Source organism: Fulvivirga sedimenti (assembly GCF_020328055.1).
Window position 1 is genome coordinate 450,089 of sequence record NZ_JAIXNE010000004.1, and the last position, 18,295, is coordinate 468,383.

22 protein-coding genes are annotated in these 18,295 nt (G+C 43.8%); 12 read left to right on the forward strand and 10 right to left on the reverse strand.

The features are described 5' to 3' along the window. Positions 1-80 precede the first annotated feature (80 nt). The 4 genes from apaG to LDX50_RS19965 all read left to right on the forward strand — a co-directional run bounded on the left by apaG (position 81) and on the right by LDX50_RS19965 (position 3,412). Positions 81-467: a Co2+/Mg2+ efflux protein ApaG gene (gene apaG / locus LDX50_RS19950; RefSeq protein ID WP_225697967.1), complete on the forward strand. Its 387-nt coding sequence runs from the start codon at positions 81-83 to the stop codon at positions 465-467. A 26-nt stretch (positions 468-493) separates the two neighbouring features. After that, positions 494-1,255, forward strand: coding sequence for an O-methyltransferase (locus tag LDX50_RS19955; RefSeq protein ID WP_225697968.1), 762 nt, complete (start codon positions 494-496; stop codon positions 1,253-1,255). A 28-nt stretch (positions 1,256-1,283) separates the two neighbouring features. After that, complete coding sequence (locus LDX50_RS19960; protein ID WP_225697969.1) at positions 1,284-2,501, forward strand: hypothetical protein; 1,218 nt, start codon at positions 1,284-1,286, stop codon at positions 2,499-2,501. A 119-nt stretch (positions 2,502-2,620) separates the two neighbouring features. After that, complete coding sequence (locus tag LDX50_RS19965) at positions 2,621-3,412, forward strand: XRE family transcriptional regulator (protein WP_225697970.1); 792 nt, start codon at positions 2,621-2,623, stop codon at positions 3,410-3,412. Between the two features lie 41 nt (positions 3,413-3,453). On the opposite strand, the gene LDX50_RS19970 is transcribed toward LDX50_RS19965, so the two are convergent. The 5 genes from LDX50_RS19970 to LDX50_RS19990 form a co-directional block, all read right to left on the reverse strand. Continuing rightward, positions 3,454-4,815 carry an NAD-dependent succinate-semialdehyde dehydrogenase gene (locus LDX50_RS19970; RefSeq protein WP_225697971.1) on the reverse strand — a complete coding sequence of 454 codons (1,362 nt, stop codon included), beginning with the start codon at positions 4,813-4,815 and terminating at the stop codon, positions 3,454-3,456. A gap of 11 nt (positions 4,816-4,826) precedes the next feature. Next, positions 4,827-6,212: a hypothetical protein gene (locus LDX50_RS19975; protein WP_225697972.1), complete on the reverse strand. Its 1,386-nt coding sequence runs from the start codon at positions 6,210-6,212 to the stop codon at positions 4,827-4,829. Between the two features lie 74 nt (positions 6,213-6,286). Then, entirely contained in the window at positions 6,287-7,459 is a 1,173-nt protein-coding gene (locus LDX50_RS19980; protein ID WP_225697973.1) for a metallophosphoesterase family protein, read from the reverse strand. Positions 7,460-7,526: 67 nt separating this feature from the next. After that, the gene (locus LDX50_RS19985) at positions 7,527-8,387 is read right to left on the reverse strand and encodes a universal stress protein (RefSeq protein ID WP_225697974.1); all 861 of its coding nucleotides are present in this window, start codon (positions 8,385-8,387) and stop codon (positions 7,527-7,529) included. Between the two features lie 69 nt (positions 8,388-8,456). After that, positions 8,457-8,849: a response regulator gene (locus tag LDX50_RS19990; RefSeq protein ID WP_225697975.1), complete on the reverse strand. Its 393-nt coding sequence runs from the start codon at positions 8,847-8,849 to the stop codon at positions 8,457-8,459. A gap of 289 nt (positions 8,850-9,138) precedes the next feature. Here LDX50_RS19990 and LDX50_RS19995 point away from each other — a divergent pair, with 289 nt between their 5' ends. Beyond that, positions 9,139-9,723 (forward strand): nitroreductase family protein, encoded by a 585-nt coding sequence (locus tag LDX50_RS19995; RefSeq protein WP_225697976.1) that lies wholly within the window; start codon positions 9,139-9,141, stop codon positions 9,721-9,723. Between the two features lie 21 nt (positions 9,724-9,744). Beyond that, positions 9,745-10,956: an MFS transporter gene (locus LDX50_RS20000; protein WP_225697977.1), complete on the forward strand. Its 1,212-nt coding sequence runs from the start codon at positions 9,745-9,747 to the stop codon at positions 10,954-10,956. Here LDX50_RS20000 and LDX50_RS20005 read toward each other — a convergent pair. Continuing rightward, complete coding sequence (locus tag LDX50_RS20005; protein ID WP_225697978.1) at positions 10,953-11,585, reverse strand: SGNH/GDSL hydrolase family protein; 633 nt, start codon at positions 11,583-11,585, stop codon at positions 10,953-10,955. The two genes, LDX50_RS20000 and LDX50_RS20005, sit on opposite strands and share 4 nt — an antisense overlap. Before the next feature lie 84 nt (positions 11,586-11,669). Next, positions 11,670-11,897, reverse strand: coding sequence for a hypothetical protein (locus LDX50_RS20010; protein WP_225697979.1), 228 nt, complete (start codon positions 11,895-11,897; stop codon positions 11,670-11,672). A 131-nt stretch (positions 11,898-12,028) separates the two neighbouring features. Here LDX50_RS20010 and LDX50_RS20015 point away from each other — a divergent pair, with 131 nt between their 5' ends. The 6 genes from LDX50_RS20015 to LDX50_RS20040 all read left to right on the forward strand — a co-directional run bounded on the left by LDX50_RS20015 (position 12,029) and on the right by LDX50_RS20040 (position 15,651). Next, positions 12,029-12,499, forward strand: coding sequence for an RNA polymerase sigma factor (locus LDX50_RS20015; protein WP_255647358.1), 471 nt, complete (start codon positions 12,029-12,031; stop codon positions 12,497-12,499). Between the two features lie 193 nt (positions 12,500-12,692). Further along, positions 12,693-13,097, forward strand: a complete 405-nt coding sequence (locus LDX50_RS20020) for a hypothetical protein (RefSeq protein WP_225697981.1) — start codon at positions 12,693-12,695, stop codon at positions 13,095-13,097. Positions 13,098-13,343: 246 nt separating this feature from the next. Then, on the forward strand, positions 13,344-14,192 hold the full coding sequence (locus tag LDX50_RS20025; RefSeq protein WP_225697982.1) for an SPFH domain-containing protein: 849 nt from the start codon (positions 13,344-13,346) through the stop codon (positions 14,190-14,192). 2 nt (positions 14,193-14,194) lie between these two features. Next, positions 14,195-14,707 (forward strand): hypothetical protein, encoded by a 513-nt coding sequence (locus LDX50_RS20030; RefSeq protein WP_225697983.1) that lies wholly within the window; start codon positions 14,195-14,197, stop codon positions 14,705-14,707. Beyond that, positions 14,700-14,870, forward strand: coding sequence for a type II toxin-antitoxin system antitoxin (locus LDX50_RS20035; RefSeq protein WP_225697984.1), 171 nt, complete (start codon positions 14,700-14,702; stop codon positions 14,868-14,870). The genes LDX50_RS20030 and LDX50_RS20035 overlap by 8 nt, the downstream gene beginning before the upstream one ends. 16 nt (positions 14,871-14,886) lie before the next feature. After that, complete coding sequence (locus tag LDX50_RS20040) at positions 14,887-15,651, forward strand: hypothetical protein (protein WP_225697985.1); 765 nt, start codon at positions 14,887-14,889, stop codon at positions 15,649-15,651. Here LDX50_RS20040 and surE read toward each other — a convergent pair whose 3' ends face one another. From surE to LDX50_RS20055, 3 genes are read right to left on the reverse strand one after another with little or no spacing between them, the layout of a single operon-like run. After that, positions 15,652-16,428 (reverse strand): 5'/3'-nucleotidase SurE, encoded by a 777-nt coding sequence (gene surE, locus LDX50_RS20045; RefSeq protein WP_225697986.1) that lies wholly within the window; start codon positions 16,426-16,428, stop codon positions 15,652-15,654. Beyond that, the gene (locus LDX50_RS20050; protein WP_225697987.1) at positions 16,425-17,045 is read right to left on the reverse strand and encodes a hypothetical protein; all 621 of its coding nucleotides are present in this window, start codon (positions 17,043-17,045) and stop codon (positions 16,425-16,427) included. Before LDX50_RS20050 ends, surE begins: the two co-directional genes overlap by 4 nt. Then, positions 17,035-18,261 (reverse strand): bifunctional 3,4-dihydroxy-2-butanone-4-phosphate synthase/GTP cyclohydrolase II, encoded by a 1,227-nt coding sequence (locus LDX50_RS20055; protein WP_225697988.1) that lies wholly within the window; start codon positions 18,259-18,261, stop codon positions 17,035-17,037. The genes LDX50_RS20050 and LDX50_RS20055 overlap by 11 nt, the downstream gene beginning before the upstream one ends. Positions 18,262-18,295: the final 34 nt, after the last annotated feature.

The following is an 18,295-nucleotide window of genomic DNA, read 5'->3' on the forward strand; positions in this document are numbered from 1 at the left end:
AATAGAAAAAATACTCTTTTAAAGTTATAACTTCTTATCTTTTAACGACGTTAATACTATAAATAATCGTATTATTGAATATGGTGACTGAAATCACACAGGGGATCAAAGTAAGCGTGGTCACGGAGTATCAACCAGTGTACTCCAGCCCTAGTCAGTATCATTTTGTTTTCACCTATCGCGTACATATTGAGAACCAAAGTGAAAACACAATTCAGCTGTTGCGACGCCATTGGCACATTTATGATGCCGGTGCCCGAACCCGGGAAGTGGAAGGCGAAGGTGTTGTCGGGCAACAACCTGTGCTCGAACCCGGTCAGAAGCATGAATATGTTTCGGGATGTAATTTGAAATCAGGTTTAGGGAAAATGACAGGTACTTACCTTATGGAACGCATTGTTGACGGTAAGCAGTTTGAGGTGAAGATTCCGGAATTCAGCCTTATTGTTCCCTTCAAGCTCAACTAGTATTGTCATTCACCCATCAGGCAACGATGTTTCTGCGCCATTGGTTGCTTTCAACCGGGCGTCATTCATTGCATGAACCATTCATATATGATCTATATGATCGTGTCATTTGCGGAAAAGAGCGTCCTGCATCTTTTCCACTGATCGAAGAAATTCGTCAGGGCTATACTTCAGAACAACATATCAAATTACCAACTTTTGGTGCTATATCTCATCAGAGCGACAGGTCTCTTCGTCAAATTGCCCGTGATGGAAGTACAACACCACAGATCGCATGTGTGATCAACCGACTTATTTCAGAAAGAAAATATAGGAATGTGCTTGAACTTGGTACTTCTCTCGGACTTACCACACTTTATCTTTCTGATAATCCTGACGTACAGGTGACCACGATGGAAGCAAATCCTGATCTGATCAGGCTGGCTCTTGAAAATTTTAAAAAAATAAATCGGGAGAATATTTCGCTAATCCGTGGAAATATAGATGACACGCTTGATCAGGCGCTAAAAACAATGGGACATGTAGATCTTGCCTACATCGATGCCAATCACCGCTTCTCCCCAACCATTGATTACTTCAACAAAATTCTGCATTATGTGAATGAGGAAAGCATTGTGATACTGGATGATATTCATTGGTCTGTTGAAATGTCTGCTGCATGGAATGAAATCCGGCAGCATGATTCAGTAACCATGACTATTGATTTTTACCGCATGGGATGGGTTTTCTTTCGTCCTTTCCGGAATGTGTATCATTATCGTCTGGAACTGCCGGGGAGCTGGAAATAGTTGATTGTAATATTGAATCGAATTCGGCATGATGCATCGTATTATTCGCGTTCAAACCATCATGATACTTGTATCAGGGGTATTCCTGCTGCTTTTGCCAAATATTTTCAACGCCCGTGAAACAGCGGCTTTTGATGGTTCCGACCGTTTATCCGGCAGGTATATCATAAGGGACTCCGATACATACACTACCGCTGGCATTTCTGATTTCTATGACCGTGGAACAGTGATTACGTGGTTACTGGGAACGCATCATCGTGAACTTTGGTCTGTCCCGGTGACACTACCTGTATTTCAATGGATGAATGATTCATCGCGTTTGTTAATTACTGAACTCGGCGGCGGGCAGCAGACAACGAGTTTTGCTCTGGAAGATGAAAATGGATTATCATATACGTTACGTTCGGTAAATAAAGATCAGGCCAACGCTTTACCATTTTGGTTGCAAAAAACAGGAATTCGCACGCTATTCAGGGATCAGGCCTCAGCGTTGGACCCATTTGCTGCCACTGTTGTCGATCGGCTGGCACGATCCGCGGGAATTTTTTCCACACAACCGAAATTGTATTTCATCAAAGACAGCCATATGGTTCCGGAAGAATACAAAAAGTTGCTCGCCAACAGAATAATGCTTCTGGAGATAGAGCCTGATCAAACCTGGCAAGGCCATGATCTAACCGGTCGTCCTCAGACGGTGATCTCTTCCACCAGTATGCTTGAACTTTTATCAGCAGGTAAGATCAAAGTTAATGTCTCTGAATATGCCTATTGCAGGTTATTTGATATTGCAATAGGCGACTGGGACCGGCACGGAAAGCAGTGGAAATGGTCAGTCGATTCGACATTTACCGCACATCCACTTCCCATGGACAGGGATATGGCATTTTACAAGTTTCACGACGGGCTGATCAATGCATTAGCGATTCGCGTAAACCCTAAATTCCAGTCATTTGTGGCTGACATAGATGATATTTCCGGCTATTTGATCAATGGAAAGGAATTAGATTCGGTGTTACTGCCATCGATTTCATCAAAAGAATGGATAAGAATCGCTGATTCACTGCAAACCAATTTATCTGAATCGGTAATTGAAGACGCTTTCAGGGCCTACCCGGAACCAATTTACAACCGTATTGGACCGCAGCATGCTGAAATTTTAAAGCAGCGTATAGGACAGTTAAACAGGGTCGCTGATCAAGTTTCGGAAGTCTATACCAGCAGTCCAGATCATGGCAGTGAATTGTAGCTTTGCTGGACCTTGTAACTGGTTTAACTTATTAATTAATGGTATATTGCTAACTCAATAAAAACCAACCTATATGAAGTAATATAAAAATTCAACTCAACTAAAGTAACCTTATTTTCATGAACATTGACAACGAATTCAAACCAGAGCGAATCATTATGCTTCGCAACATGCTGCAATTGTCGCAGGTGAATTTTGCAAAGAAAATCCACATTTCGCAGGGCGCCTTATCGCAAATCGAAAATGGAAAATCGCAAATTTCGCTCGAGACATTACGAAACATCAGCCATGAGCTGAATGTAAACTGCAATTGGGTAGTAAACGGGCAGGGAAACATTTTCATGAATGGTGAAAGTGAACACCCTAAACAAAAAGAAGTAAAACAAGTCGTAGTAAAAGCGACCGGGGTGAAGAAGCCGGGGCTTCCACTGGTGAAAGCCAGTCAGCAAAAACAATATGCCAAAAAGTTCAATCAGGGTGATTTTATAAAGGGACTGGACATGTTTCTGATCCCAGGCTTTGAAGATGGTAATTATCGCATGTTTGAGGTCGCAGACGATGCTATGGCTCCATCATTATCACCAAAGGAATATGTGATCGGTACACCTGTTTCAGATCATACAACCATTGAAAACGGCACATTGGCGGTAATCGTGAATAAAGACGGGGTTATCATCCGGCGGGTACATTTCTATGCCAATGAAAAACACGTTCTTATTCTGAAAAGTGACAACCGAAAAGTAAAGAATCTTAATTTACATCACGACAAGATCGATGAAATCTGGGTCATAAAGGGAAAAGTGACAACCGCTTTTACCTCTGCCGGATTAATCGATTCGAAACGGATTGAAAGACTGGAATCCAGTTTGGATAATCTTCGAAAGGAAGTGAAGAAATTAATCAGATCCTAGCTTGGAGAAAAAGGCCTTCCTGAATACCCGGAGGGCCTTTTTTATTTTACGTAGACCGTCTTGATATTAACAAATTCGCGAATTCCAAACGAGGATAATTCCCGTCCGTAGCCCGAGGTCTTTATCCCGCCAAAGGGCAACCGCGGATCTGATTTCACAAAATCATTTACAAAGCAACAGCCTGCATCCAGGTATTTTTCAGCGATTTCACGACCATGATTTATATCGGATGTAAATACAGCCGCTCCCAGTCCAAATATTGTTTGATTGGCAAGATCAAAAGCCTCCTCTTCGCTTTCAGCTCTTATTACAGCCGCAACCGGTCCGAATAGCTCTTCATCGAATGCCGGCATTCCGGGAATAACATCAGCAAGAATGGTAGGCGGGTAAAAGGCTCCAGGCAAATCCGGAATATCTCCTCCCTGTATACACACCGCACCTGCCTTGATACTATCTTTGACCTGTTTATGCAGCTCATCGCGCAGATCGATACGCGCCATAGGCCCGATGCCTGTATGATCATCGGCAGGGTCACCCATGGAAACCTCAGACATCTTAGATTTCATGCGATCCAAAAACTCATCATATATGTCGGCATGAACAATAAATCGTTTCGCTGCAATACAGCTTTGTCCCGCATTAATCAGTCGGCTGGTAACACATGACTCTACTGTTTCCTCGAGGGGCGCATCTTTCAAGATTACATAAGGATCACTCCCTCCAAGTTCAAGAACCGACTTTTTAATGGCCCTTCCTGCAGATTCTGCTACGGACCTCCCTGCTGGCGTGCTTCCCGTGAGGGTCACCGCCTTGATAACCGGGTGCTCAATAATATCAGCCACATCCGAGGAAGGAACGATAAGTGTGCTGAACAGGTTCCTGGGGAATCCTGCACTGGAAATAATATCCTGAATGGCCAGTGCACATCCGGTAACATTTGAAGCATGTTTCAATACTGCGGCATTACCAGCCATTAAGGCTGGTGCCAGGAACCTGAAAACCTGCCAAAACGGAAAATTCCAGGGCATAACTGCCAGCACGACCCCAAGTGGCCTGAAAGCGACAAAGCTTTGTGATGCATCACTTTCTATTTCTTCCTTTCTGAGAAAACTTTCGGCATTCTCAGCATAATAGTCACAAACCCAGGCACATTTCTCAATCTCGCCAATACCGTCCTTTCTGCGTTTGCCCATCTCCTCCATCATCAAATCTGCCAGGGCATGTTTCCTTTCGCGTAAAATGGCTGCGGCTTTTTTCATGTGATGGGAACGCAATGTCCAACTGCTGAACTTCCATGTTTCCCAGGCATTGGCACCTTTATGCAAAAGATCATCCACCTGTGCCCAGGACATGGGTTCATACTCACGGATGACACTCAGATTATATGGATTGATAGATTTCATTCAGAGAAAATTTAATCTTTTTCAGTGGTTTCTGGTATGATTACCAAAATTGAATTGATCTGGTTCCTTTTATCCAGAATTCCATGCAATTTCCCGCCGGAAACAATCTTACTAATGGTTACGATAATGTTTGATTCCGACAATTCACGGATGGCCTGCCGAAGTTCATGCTTGTCAGATTCGGATTTCTCAAATACCGGAATATCCCAGAGGTAGTCACGACCGGACTCTGCAGCTCCCGCAAATTCAGAGAAGGCCTGATTCATTCGGATAACTTTTCCCTGGGAATTTAAAACCGCCAGATAATTTCCGGACTCATTGAACCAATAACTGTTTTCCTGCTCTAATTCTGATATTCTCATTTCGAGTTCAGAGACATATCCTTTGTATAATCCCTTCAGTAACAGAATATCCTTATGAGGCTGAATCAGCACACCGTACTCACCTGCCACATTCTCATGCTCGAGTCTGAATTGGGTTGTCCTTAAATCCCCTGATTCTGAAGCTTCAATCAATTCATCCAGAAACTGGTCCCGGGTGTCCTCAGTCAGCGTCTTTGAAAGAATCCGTTGAAGAGATGTTTCCCCATCCGGACGGAGGATCGCATCAGCCTTCGAATTCATCATGTTCACGTGGAAATCAACAGTTTCATCAAGGTCACGAACCGGACGAACTTCCACCCAAAACTCATCTGAAATATTCAGGATCAGATTCCTGGAAGATTCAAGCCTCTCCCGATCTTCAATCTCCTCACTCAGAATCTGTTGATTTTTACGCAATTTTTCCTCGATTCCAGCGACCTCCCCTTCCATTTTCACTACCTGCCGGCTAATATAAACCACACTTCCGATTCCCAAAAGCGCAAGAAATGCGATGAATGCCGGAGTTAGAACCCCTGATTGTCCAAGGTTTTCCGATAATCCCGCGATACTGTCTTTATCATGATCTATCGTTTCCTGAATACGGTTTTGATCTTCCAGGGATTCATTCAGCAGCTTTAATGAAAGCGTATCGTTAACAAGTGATGCGTCGTTTCGCAGCCGGAATTTCTCCATCCGCAGAAACTGGCGCGATATCAGGGTTCGAAGGCTATCTGAGGGCAAGTCGCTTCGTCCCAATTCAGAAACCATCCCTTCAATTTCCGAGAGTTTTCGATAAATATTTTCTTCAGAGCCAAGGTACCGGTCGATATGGCTCCGGTCGCCAGAAAGATTAAAAATCAATACCTGCTCATACGCATCCTTTATCTGAAGTGTAATATCGTCATACGCAGCGAGTGTAGTTTGCACATTATACCGGATCTTCAGGGATTGTGTTGAAGAAGTATACGCCTGATACGTGAAAAACGCTATCAATAATAAAGCGGCGATCAGGAATGAAATCACGATTTTGCTCATAATGCGAATCTCCGCATTAAATATTAAAAAAATGAATTTGCGGTAAAAGCGAATTTATTTTCAATGAAAAAAGACTAAAAAATTTGTTTGCGATACACCACCCTTCCTTCTCCATTCTCCGGATCAACAGCTACGAATTCTACCCAAATTTCGCTGGAAGCATAGTATAACATTCGGCTGTATCCCCTGTTCTGATGCACAAAGTTTGCTTTATGACCACTTGCAGCATAATTGAGTTTTGAACCAGCTCCACTTATGATCTGCCGTATGTTGTCCTTTTCAATCATTTGCAGATTATGCTCGTGACCTGAAGCGTAAATCAGCCTGGGATGTTTAGTGAAAGCTGTATCGATGATAGCTTTATAAGATTTAAAAACCTTATTGGGTGTATCCTGCCTGGAAACGCCACTCATTCGGGCAACCGGATAAATCGAACCAATTACAGGAAGCGGGACATACAGGTAATTCCGAACATTACGCAAAGGAAAAAGGTGATCCAAAAACCCGAAATGACCTCCGTGAACACCGTTTGTAACTACCGGATGATGTGCAACCAGGAGTACTTCCCGTTCCGAATTAGATTCCAGTGCCGCATAAAGCTGCTCAACAAACTGTTCCCGGGAATCTACCGAACAGCCATCCTTAATGCCAAGCCCTGTCTCATATTTATGAAGCCACCATTCTGAATCTATTATAACTAAAACCAGGGAATCGGTTAATTGCAATTCTACCGGGCCGGGGCATCCGTTGTCAGGGCGAAAAACATTCTGACCGCCAAAATGGGCTTCTACATAATTCTCCTCCCTGCGAATCGCACTGAGACCTCCCTCCTTTGACTTATTCCAGTCATGATTTCCCGGAATAAAAAAGGTGTTTCCGGAATAACCATCAGCCAGTTTCATTTGGTTTTCGATGATCTCTTCCTTTTCCTTTCTATCGGGCGCGTCTGGCAGCGGAAGACCGTAGTGATATATATTATCCCCCAAAAATATTAATGAACTTGCCCCATCAGGATGGGTTGCGAGCTGTGTGGTCAGGATTGTTCCTATGGGATCTTCTGCCTGAAGATCACCGGCATCACCGATAAGATAAACCACGTGGTCGGGCTCAGATTCGGGCAGTGGACGCGTCTGCCATTCCTTCTCCTGTTTGGCATAATAAGGCTTGACCGTATTGCATGCGCTGAGGCTTAGCAGGCTAAACAGGCTCAGAATGATCCCTGATAATAATAAACTCCGGTTAAACATTACATCAAAGAAACAAAAAAGCCAGTGATTCCACTGGCTTTAAAATGTTTTTTGAGGCTAATCTGCCTTATACATTGTGCAGATTAATGCTTAAGACAGGCACTTCAGATTCTTTACTGAGTTCTTCGGACACGCTGGACGAAAATATCCTGAAAAAACCTCCTTCCGCATGTGACAGAACAGCGATTATGCCTGCTTCATTCAATCGCGCAAATCGTGTTAGTCCATCTTCAATATCATCGGAATAATGAAGATTGGATGTGTAATTTTCAATGTTGAATTTTTTTGCAAAAGAATGAATCTGGGCTTCTACCTCATCCCTGTTCTTATCACCAGGTTTACTGATATGGACCAGATGTAGTTTGGAGCTCATCGCGGCTGCGAAGGCATTCAGATGTTGAGTGGCCGCACGGAAATTATCCTTGGAATCTGAATCCAGTTCAATACCCACTACCACGTTTTCAAAGTTTACGTTTTCCTGTCCGCTTCTAAGCGAAAGCACGGGAACGGTGGCTTTTTCAATGATTTGCTCGGTATGATTTCCTGTGAAGAATTCTCGTGCAGTTTCCTCACCGGTTGTTCCCATCACGATCAGATCAATGTTTTTATCATGCACATATTCTTCAACTCCGTCTACCAGGTCCTGTCCGTAAACCTGGATATTGATTACGCGGCCTTCAGTATATTTAGTAGCCAGTGCCTGAAGACGCTCATTATTCCTGCGTATCAACTGGACTGTAAAGAGTGTTTCCTCATCATCAAATTTAGCTCGCATGTCCCCTGTTGTAGTAAAGGATTCATCAAAGGGGTGTTCGGTAAAATTGACCAGATATATTTCTGCGCCTGATTTATCTGCGATGCTGGAAGCAAGTTTCAATGCATCTTCGGATGCTGGCGAAAAATCAGTGGGTACCAGTAATCTTTTCATGTGTGAAAGGGTTGATTAATATTTTAGAAAAATAAGTAAATATCGACGGCCGTCAAAGATAAAAGTTTATCAACCTGCAGTAGACCGTGAAAGAGAAATAATCTTATTGGCCATATCAAGTGTAAGAGGCTTAATGAAATAATTGGTGACACCCAGTTCTTTACACTGACGAAGGTCCTCTTTATTTTCAGAACTGCTCAGCACAACCACTTCACATTCTCTGCCTTCGGGATAACTTCTGAGTTCCTTTAAAAAATCACGCCCATTCAGGAAAGGCATGTTCAGATCAAGAATAATCAGCGACGGCATCTCATCGAACTCGTCCAGATATTTTTGCGCTTCAAGTCCATGGTTGAGTCTCTCAATCTTTAACCCGGGCTCCTGCCGCAACAATAATGTACGTGCGATGAACGCATCCGTATCATCATCCTCAACCAATAATATCAAATCCCTCTTAATCATACAATTATGAATCACTATTTAAACCCCTCATTCAATCATTGAAGGTACGTTCATTTTGAATTTTGACATAAACTTCAAGACCAATGAACAGAAATTTTCGGTAAACGGTAGAAATTTTCTGTATCTCGAAGATTGCAATTTATTGCTAGCTAAACATTTGAATTCCCAACCATTACTTACGTGCGTTATTATGTTGCCTCTTTCACCACGAATTAATGACTGTATTTTAATGAACAACGTTCAGGACTTCTCCGTTAGTTTTCCGTTAGTTTATTTAACTTTCCATCTTATGATAAAAGAAGCAAATACAACCTTTCCTATTCACCCTTTAATTAAATCCCGGTGGAGTCCACGCGTTTTTGCAGATACTCCCGTAAGCGACGAGGCCATCTATACACTTTTTGAAGCAGCAAGGTGGGCTGCCAGCTCAATGAACGAACAGCCATGGCGATTCATCTATGCAAAACGAGAATCAGATGCCTATAAAATAATACTGAAACACCTGGCGGAATTTAATCAACAGTGGGTAAAAAATGCCCCTGTAATCATTCTGACCGCATATAAAGAAAAGTTTAACTCGGGTAAAGAAAATTTTCACGCGTTGCACGACCTCGGACTAGCCATGGGTAATCTGAGTTTACAGGCCCAAAGCATGGGACTGGCTGTACATCACATGGCAGGGTTGGACTGGAAGAAACTCCAGGAAATATTTAATGTTCAGGAAGGCTTTCACATTACCACGGCTGTAGCAGTGGGCTATTACGGGGGAGATCCATCGGTCCTGCCTGAGGATTTGGAAGAAAGCGAACGCGCACCCCGCAAAAGGCTGCCGCTAAACACGCTGGCATGTGAAGGCAAGTGGATTGAACAATAAACGATATTTGATGACATCCGAATGAACAAAGAGCGATTATTCCTGCTGATCCTGGCAAGTGCCATGTTCACCCATATTATGGATTTCATGATCATGATGCCGCTAGGTCCGCAACTAATGCGCCTTTTCGATATTACCCCGCAGCAATTTAGCTTCCTGGTATCTTCCTATTCATTCACAGCGGGTGCAAGTGGTTTCCTTGCTGCATTTCTGATTGACCGATTCGATCGTAAAAGCAGTCTCGTTTTCATTTATACCGGCTTTTTACTCGGTACGATCGCTTGCGCTCTGGCGCCAAATTATCAAATCCTCCTGTTGTCCCGCTGCCTTGCAGGTGCTTTTGGCGGTGTTTTAGGAGCGCTAATCCTCTCAATTGTCAGCGATGCCATTCCGCTTGAACGCAGGGCAGCAGGTATTGGGATTGTGATGGCATCGTTCTCGGCTGCTTCAGTTTTTGGTGTTCCGTTCGGATTGTATCTGGCCAGCCTCTTTAGCTGGCAGGCACCCTTCTTCTTCCTGGCAGGAATTTCCCTGGCCATCCTTTTTATGATCAGGTTCCTGGTGCCTGCTTTCAAATCTCATTTAGCTGAAGGGCAAAAACCTGCTGGTATTAAGGAAGTTATAAAAAATGTCTTTGGGCGAAAGAATCCGCTTCTTGGACTCTTATTCACTTCAGTTCTTATGTTTGGTCACTTCACGATCATCCCGTTCATTGCACCTTACATGGTGGGAAATGTAGGTTTTACCGAACAGGAGCTTACCTATATCTACCTGGTTGGCGGTGCTCTTACCATATTTTCATCGCCCTGGGTAGGCAGAATGGCAGACAAGAATGGCAGACTGAAAGTATTCACGATATTCGGATTTCTCGTGCTCATACCAATCATCATTATAACACATATGCCGCCAATCCCATTGTGGGAGGCGTTGGTTGTGAGTGGATTATTTTTTGTGCTGGCGAATGGACGAATGGTCCCGTCGACCACCATGGTTACCTCTGTGATAAGGCCTGAGAACCGCGGAAGCTTCATGAGCGCACGGTCATCCATTCAGCAAATGAGTAGCGGATTGGCAACACTGATAGCGGGTACGATGATCACAGAACGACCATCGGAAGTTACTGAAGGCGCCAAGGCACTGGTAGGTTATGAAAATGTAGGATGGATCGCCGTCGTTTTTAGTCTGCTGGCCCTTTTACTTGCAAGAACCTTGCGGGTAGCCAAAGGCGCTTAATCATTCAGAAATTCTGCGGCAAATCGTTCGCTGGCCAGAATCCGCTCCACCCATAACTCATATTGCCTTGCCGATGGGTGCAGATTATCATCTGCCACGAGTGACGCATCGGTACTCCGGGAAATATCGGTAATGGAAACATAAATCACATCATATTCTTGGGCGATGGATCTGTTTATCTCGTTATAGTTATCCAGTTCGGCAGAAATCTTCTCCTTGTTGGCGGCACCAAACGGTGTATAGCCATAGTCAGGGATCGACACAACCAACACTCTATCGGGATTACCCCGGGCTTTTTGAATCGCTATTTCGACCAGGTCACGGAATTCCTTTCGATAATCCTCAACCGGACGCTGCTGATATTGATTATTCACCCCGATCAGAAGACTAACCAGGTCAAAATCGTCTGTAGGTTTCCTGTCACCAATTGCAGAGATCAGCTCATCCGTTCGCCATCCGGTTCTGGCGATGATTACCGGAGCTGCAAATGCTGAGTCAGCTAAACTATTAATCTCCTCTGCAAGTTGAACAGGCCAGCGGTCATCCTCCCCCACGGATTCACCAATCGTATAAGAATCGCCCAATGCAAGGAACTGCCGCATTTCTTTTTGCTCACTTTGATTATTCATAGAAATCATTTCAGAGGCAGAATCACTTCCGCAATGAAAACACAAGATGCAAAAAAGAAGGATGATTACGCGCACAGGCAACCTCTACTTTTGATAAAAGTAATGGATTACGCCTACAAAAGTTGTCACCAACAACGATGTATTTTCCAGTGATTTGGCTGTTGTGGAGGAAGGAATTACACTTTCTATTTCCGTCTTACTGGCCTTGGAAGCTTTCAGATGCTGTTTGCCAAGATGCACCGCACTTATACACCAGGCACACAGGAATAATGCGACGAAGATATTACGGATTTTTCTTGTAAGAGATAGCATGACCTTGGTTGTTTATGTATTAGACTGATTTTGCTGCCTTTTTGTTACACTAGCTCAAGATTTTTTTTTCAAAAAACATTTTTCGTCAACTATTGTAAGGATTTTTAATGTCGGGTTACTAATAATTCAGGTTGAACACAAAGGAACATGCATTTATTAAAATGATCACCGAGAATCAGGGGATTCTCCATAAGATCTGTAATGCGTACACATCCCCTTCTGAACGGGATGATCTGTTTCAGGAGATTCTCACAACCCTCTGGCAAAGCATCGACAGCTTCCAGAATAAATCAAAACTGAGCACCTGGATGTATAAAGTGGCATTGTTTACAGCCTTGAATTACCAGCGCAAAGAAAAATTGAGGTCTTACGATCCTCTGCCGGAAACCGTTGTAATGGATAAGACATCTTCAGACGAAGCTGAGTTGGTTCAAATAGCCATTCAGATGCTCAGGCCGGAAGAACGGGCATTGCTCATTCTGCAGATGGAGGATTACAGCTATGACGAAATCGCTGAGATTGTTGGAATTTCCGTTTCCAATGTAGGAGCAAGACTCACCAGAATACGAAAAAAGCTAAAGGAAATCATTGAAAAGATCTAGGGACATGGACGAGATTCAATACACGGAAATATGGAAAAAATCGGCTGAGGACAGTACTCATTATAACTTTAGCCAAATGGAATCCTTCATGGGCAATTCTCTCAGGAAATCCATTGCTCACCTACATAAAAAATTGATATATGATTACTTCATATCAGTCGCTATAAGTATTTTAATCATTGGCATATCCTTCATGTTTGCTTTTAAATATAAGTGGATCATACTGGCATCGATGATCGGATTCAATATTTTACTCTGGGTTCATTTCCAACTGAAATTGGCCCTGATCACCAGGAAACACACCGAAGCCGGAGGGTTACTGCAGCTTCTTAAGAATAATCTGGACATCCTCCTCCTCTATCGCAATGTCTACAGATATGGCATACCTTTATTTGCAGGCTTTTTAATGTTACTGTACGCTGTACTTTATATGCCCCCTGTGGGTTTCATTGAAATTTCTGCCATTGCCGGGGTGGTGCTATTTTCATCTCTGATTGTAGAAGCTTTATGGAAACTGATCTACCATGAGCACGTACGCAAAATAAAGTCACTAAAAGGAATTTGCGAACGACTGAGCGATCCGCACGCGACAGTGTGATAATCAGGTTAGTTTCAAAGCATAACTGACAAGGCAATCCGTAATTCCGGTCGGAATGATTTTATAAGACTTTTATTTCTCACTCCATTTGAAGTTCAGACTTCTTACCTGTGCCCTGTGAAGGAACCTCGGCAGGAAAAAGACGCCTTTGGCGCTGAATGCGCAGCACGATGGCAACCTTTTCAAAAAGATTGCGTAAATTACATTAATATAATATATTTATGATATCAATTTAATATCACACAAATGGAAAAAGAAAATAATCCCCTGTCCGGTTACATCATGTTATTTGTAACCTTTCTGCTGCTGGCAGTTACCCTCTTTCTGTTTATTGGAATGAGGAATTTAATCGGACTGGCGAGCTTACTTGCCTTTCTGATCATGCTACCCGGATTCTTCTATGTGAATCCAAACAGTTCCCGTGTTCTGGTTCTTTTCGGAGATTACAAGGGCACAGTAAAAAAGAATGGTTTCTATTGGGTGAACCCATTCTTCACAAAGCAGGCCATTTCACTGAGAGCCCGCAACTTCGACAGTGAGCGTGTCAAGGTGAATGATAAAGTTGGTAATCCAATCCTCATTGGAGTTATCCTGGTATGGAGGGTAAGCGATACATTCAAGGCTGCTTTCGAGGTAGATGATTATGAGAACTTTGTTCGAATTCAGAGCGATGCGGCAGTACGTAAACTTGCCGGATTGTATCCCTATGACAATTTTGAAGATGATGAAGCGGAAATCACTCTCAGAAGTGGCCTCGATGAGGTAAACCATGCACTGGAGCTGAATTTAAGTAACCGTCTGGAAATTGCAGGAATTAATGTAATCGAAGCACGTATCGGCTACCTTGCATACGCCTCTGAAATTGCTGGTGCAATGCTGCGACGTCAGCAGGCAACAGCCATTGTAGCGGCCCGCCATAAAATTGTGGAAGGTGCGGTAAGCATGGTGGAGATGGCGCTTGAAGACCTTTCGAAAAGAAATGTGATAGATATGGATGACGAGCGAAAGGCAGCTATGGTGAGCAATCTCATGGTAGTTCTATGTGCCGACAAGGATGTGAGCCCTGTTGTTAACACCGGAACCTTAAATCATTAGAAATGAAGTCCCGCATTTACCACGAAGTTCAGTACATGCGACAGACCGTATTCATGTATATTATGACAGGCTTCGTTGCGCTGACCCTGGGAGGTATGGCCTTCATTTTTCTTACCGAGAATAAGGAAAGGGACACCATGGAAATGATTATATCATCTGGAATTGCCATGGTTGTCCTATTCTTCCTGACATGGCTACTTTATAGCTTGTACCTGGATGTGCGCATCGAGGAAGGCCGTATCATTTACAGAATGCCTCCCCTGGTCAACAAGGAAAAATCGATATCGCGCACAGATATCAACAGCTATGAAGTCGTTAAATATCCCATCCGTCACTATGGTGGTTGGGGTGTGCGGTATTCGTTTAAACACGGTAAAGCCCTTACTATTTCCGGGACAAGGGGACTGAAACTACATCTGAAAAGTGGACAGACCCTCCTCCTGGGGACACGAAATCCCGAGGGCATCAAGAACGCGATGGAGAGAATGATGAAGAACGAATCAGATTATGTCTAAGAAAAAAGCATTTGCCTTACGTTTGGACCCAAATTTGCTTAATGCATTGGAGAAATGGGCAGCGGATGAATTCAGAAGCACCAACGGTCAGATCGAATGGATTTTGAATGATGCGCTAAAAAAAGCCGGTCGCCTAAAAAGGGATGGGAAAAGATCGGATTAATTGTAATTTTGCAAACATGAGAGGACTGATAATACTGTTTATTTTGCTTGGGTCGTATACGCTATACGCCCAGGATCAACTTGTTACCGTTCAGGGTGATACACTTTCAGGGACTATTGAAATTTTATTCCCTGAGGAATTATATGAGGAAATAATTTTTGATGACGGATCAGATAAAAAGCGTCTGAAAGCCTATGAGTTCCAAAGCATCATTAAGGACGGTCAGAAATACAGAACCATCAAGCAAGGGGATAAATATCGGATCATGATGCTGGAGAAAGATGGATACCTGAGTCTTTACAGGTTTCGCATCGATAAGAACTTCGCTTTTGCCGGCACCTACCTGTATAAGATGGACGGGACGGGTATCGAAGTTCCCACCATGTTATTCAAAAAAACCATGACGAAGTTCCTGGACGGATGTAATGCGATCACTTTGGGACTGGAAGACGGCACATACAAGCGGAAAGAAATGGAAGAACTTGTGGATGCCTATAATGCCTGTATCGCATCCAATACTTCCAATCAAATGGCTGGTAGTCCTGCAGGAATCACAACCACCGTTGCAGTTGATACAGAAGTGATGGCACAGGCAAATGATATTTTGAAGGGAGCCAAAGAAATGGGCGATGACGAATTAACCACCATGATTAATGATGTTGTCAAGCGCCTGGGCACTGGCGAGGAAATTCCACCCTATCTTAAAAAGGCCATAGAGGGGCATGTAACCGAATCACATGCTTTATATCAGCAGGTTACAGGGTTTTTGTCGCTGCTCTGATCAAAGAATATCGTCCCAGTTTGAATTAAGCGATACTACCGTGTGGTGTGCTGTCAGGTCGAACTGACATGGCACCACCGAAACGTAGTTATTGGCAATCGCCCATTCATCATTGTCCTCACCCTTATCATGATTGACGAAATTGCCCGCCAGCCAGAAATATCTGCGGCCGTTGGGATCGTACCTTAAATCGAATTCTTCCTGCCAACGTGCTCGGGCCTGCCGGCAAATTTTTATTCCCCTGATGGATTCATTCCTTTTAGGTGGAAAATTCACATTAAGGGCAACTCCCTCATTCAGACCGTCCTTAAGGACTTTTTTCGTGATGGTGCGTACGTAATCAGCCACATGACTGAAGTCAGCATCAGATGCATAATCGCACAATGAAAATCCAATCGCCGGCATCCCTTCTATGGCACCTTCAATAGCAGCTGACATGGTTCCGCTGTAAAGCACACTGATGGATGTATTACTGCCGTGATTTATCCCGCTCACCACCAGATCCGGTTTGCGGTCCTTCAGGACAAAGTGCTTGGCTATCTTCACACAGTCTGCGGGCGTCCCGGAACATTCATAAGCTGCTACGCCCGGAAAGATATCATTTTCCTCCAGCCGGAGAGTATTGCCAATCGTGATAGCGTGCCCCATCCCGGATTGCGGTCCGTCGGGAGCCACAACCACCACTTCGCCAAGTTCACTCATGATACTTACCAACAGCCGTATTCCTTTGGATGTGATTCCATCATCATTTGAAACGAGTATAAGCGGCTTCTTCATTTAGTTACGAGTGAATTATAATGGGAACAAATCTTAATCAAATGATCCAGACGATCAAGCTTTAGACGCTCATCCTTCACAAATCTTCTGATTTCAGCGGCATGATCTCTGAAAATACGGTTCAAATCGCTCTTTTTACCATTGAACTCGTTGATCCTACCAGACCTGTCAAGGAAATAATAAGTATACACCATCTCCTCATTTGTATAGGTTGAATACATGTAGGGCAGGCTTCGCACAACCAGCTCCAGCTTTTCAGTTCGCAGCAGGGAGACATACGGACCTTCATAGGACAATTCAAAAATAAAAGGTGCCTCGTAGGTTCCCTGACTTTTATAAGGAAGTATATAGAATATCCTGTAGGACTGGATTATCTTGTCATAGATTTCAAAGGCCAGGATTTTCCGGGGGCTGAACGCCTGGACTGTCGATCCATCCCTGGTGAACTGGACCGACTGGTTTTCCATATTGTACTTTATTTCACCACTCAGGGTATCCCCCTCAAACAGGAAAAGGTTGCCACGGTGCCATACGTCAGTTGAATATGACTGTCCGTGCGCCGTAAACGCAGTTACCAGGAACCCGCAGAAAATCAACGTTACTATTCTACTTTGCATCGCGCAAGATCTGATGACCCATCTTGTCTCTCTTCGTAGTCAGATAACGCTCATTGAATTTGTTTGGTTTGATCTCTACCGGCACATTATCAATAATTTCAAGTCCGTAACCGATAAGGCCAACTCTCTTTTTAGGGTTATTGGAGATAAGGCGGATTTTATTCACGCCCAGATCGCGCAAAATCTGTGCACCTACCCCATAGTCCCGCTGATCCATATCAAAGCCCAGTTTCAGGTTAGCCTCAACTGTATCAAGACCCTCTTCCTGGAGTTTATAGGCCTTCAGCTTATTCACAAGACCAATACCCCTACCTTCCTGGTTCATGTAAAGAACTACACCTTTACCAGCTTTTTCAACCATTTTCATGGCCGCATGCAACTGACCGCCGCAATCACACCTGCAAGACCCAAAAATATCACCGGTCACGCAACTTGAATGAACCCTTACAAGTACTGGTTCATCTTTCTCCCATGTGCCCTTTACCAGGGCGATATGATTATCTCCGGTATTCGTTTGTGTATAGGAAGTTAGCTTAAAATGGCCCCAGTCGGTAGGCATATCCACGTCCTCAACCTGCTTTTCGATAAGGGACTCTTTTTCGATACGGTATTGAATAAGATCCTGAATAGACACCAGCTTCAAATCAAACCGGTCAGCCACTAAACGTAAATCGGGCAGCCTTGCCATCGAACCATCCTCATTCATAATCTCTACCAGCACGCCAGCGGGCTGAAATCCTGCCAACCTGGCAAAGTCAATGGCAGCCTCAGTGTGCCCTGCGCGGCGTAAAACTCCCCCACGTTTGGCTTTCAAGGGAAAGATATGTCCGGGCTTACCAAGATCTTCCGGTCTTGTTTCCGGATTGGTTAGGGCTTTAATGGTTTTAGAACGGTCGTGAGCAGAAATACCTGTGGTGCAACCATCCCCCAGCAAATCAACCGAAACAGTAAATGGGGTTTCATAGGCCGCTGTATTTCGACCCACCATCAATTCCAGTTCAAGCTCTACACATCGGTCTTCTACCAGCGGAACGCAAATCAATCCACGGCCATGAGTGGCCATAAAATTTACAATTTCAGGTGTAATACTTTCTGCGGCACAGATGAAGTCACCCTCATTTTCACGGTCTTCATCATCGACTACGATAATGATCTTGCCATTACGTATGTCCTCAATAGCCTCAGGTATTGTATTTAGTTTTATTTTTTCCTCCATAAGATTCCAGCTGCGGCGAATTTACCGCATTTTT

Bases quoted from the DNA above. Each gene is read 5' to 3' on its own strand.
- LDX50_RS20050 (WP_225697987.1), bottom strand. From the start codon at position 17,045: ATGCAAAGTAGAATAGTAACGTTGATTTTCTGCGGGTTCCTGGTAACT.
- LDX50_RS19995 (WP_225697976.1), top strand. From the start codon at position 9,139: ATGATAAAAGAAGCAAATACAACCTTTCCTATTCACCCTTTAATTAAA.
- LDX50_RS20025 (WP_225697982.1), top strand. From the start codon at position 13,344: ATGGAAAAAGAAAATAATCCCCTGTCCGGTTACATCATGTTATTTGTA.
- LDX50_RS19985 (WP_225697974.1), bottom strand. From the start codon at position 8,387: ATGAAAAGATTACTGGTACCCACTGATTTTTCGCCAGCATCCGAAGAT.
- LDX50_RS19975 (WP_225697972.1), bottom strand. From the start codon at position 6,212: ATGAGCAAAATCGTGATTTCATTCCTGATCGCCGCTTTATTATTGATA.
- LDX50_RS20010 (WP_225697979.1), bottom strand. From the start codon at position 11,897: ATGCTATCTCTTACAAGAAAAATCCGTAATATCTTCGTCGCATTATTC.
- LDX50_RS19980 (WP_225697973.1), bottom strand. From the start codon at position 7,459: ATGTTTAACCGGAGTTTATTATTATCAGGGATCATTCTGAGCCTGTTT.
- LDX50_RS20005 (WP_225697978.1), bottom strand. From the start codon at position 11,585: ATGAATAATCAAAGTGAGCAAAAAGAAATGCGGCAGTTCCTTGCATTG.
- LDX50_RS20000 (WP_225697977.1), top strand. From the start codon at position 9,745: ATGAACAAAGAGCGATTATTCCTGCTGATCCTGGCAAGTGCCATGTTC.
- surE (WP_225697986.1), bottom strand. From the start codon at position 16,428: ATGAAGAAGCCGCTTATACTCGTTTCAAATGATGATGGAATCACATCC.
- LDX50_RS20040 (WP_225697985.1), top strand. From the start codon at position 14,887: ATGAGAGGACTGATAATACTGTTTATTTTGCTTGGGTCGTATACGCTA.
- LDX50_RS19960 (WP_225697969.1), top strand. From the start codon at position 1,284: ATGATGCATCGTATTATTCGCGTTCAAACCATCATGATACTTGTATCA.
- LDX50_RS19955 (WP_225697968.1), top strand. From the start codon at position 494: ATGTTTCTGCGCCATTGGTTGCTTTCAACCGGGCGTCATTCATTGCAT.
- LDX50_RS20035 (WP_225697984.1), top strand. From the start codon at position 14,700: ATGTCTAAGAAAAAAGCATTTGCCTTACGTTTGGACCCAAATTTGCTT.
- LDX50_RS20030 (WP_225697983.1), top strand. From the start codon at position 14,195: ATGAAGTCCCGCATTTACCACGAAGTTCAGTACATGCGACAGACCGTA.
- apaG (WP_225697967.1), top strand. From the start codon at position 81: ATGGTGACTGAAATCACACAGGGGATCAAAGTAAGCGTGGTCACGGAG.
- LDX50_RS19990 (WP_225697975.1), bottom strand. From the start codon at position 8,849: ATGATTAAGAGGGATTTGATATTATTGGTTGAGGATGATGATACGGAT.
- LDX50_RS20020 (WP_225697981.1), top strand. From the start codon at position 12,693: ATGTTTGCTTTTAAATATAAGTGGATCATACTGGCATCGATGATCGGA.
- LDX50_RS19965 (WP_225697970.1), top strand. From the start codon at position 2,621: ATGAACATTGACAACGAATTCAAACCAGAGCGAATCATTATGCTTCGC.
- LDX50_RS19970 (WP_225697971.1), bottom strand. From the start codon at position 4,815: ATGAAATCTATCAATCCATATAATCTGAGTGTCATCCGTGAGTATGAA.
- LDX50_RS20055 (WP_225697988.1), bottom strand. From the start codon at position 18,261: ATGGAGGAAAAAATAAAACTAAATACAATACCTGAGGCTATTGAGGAC.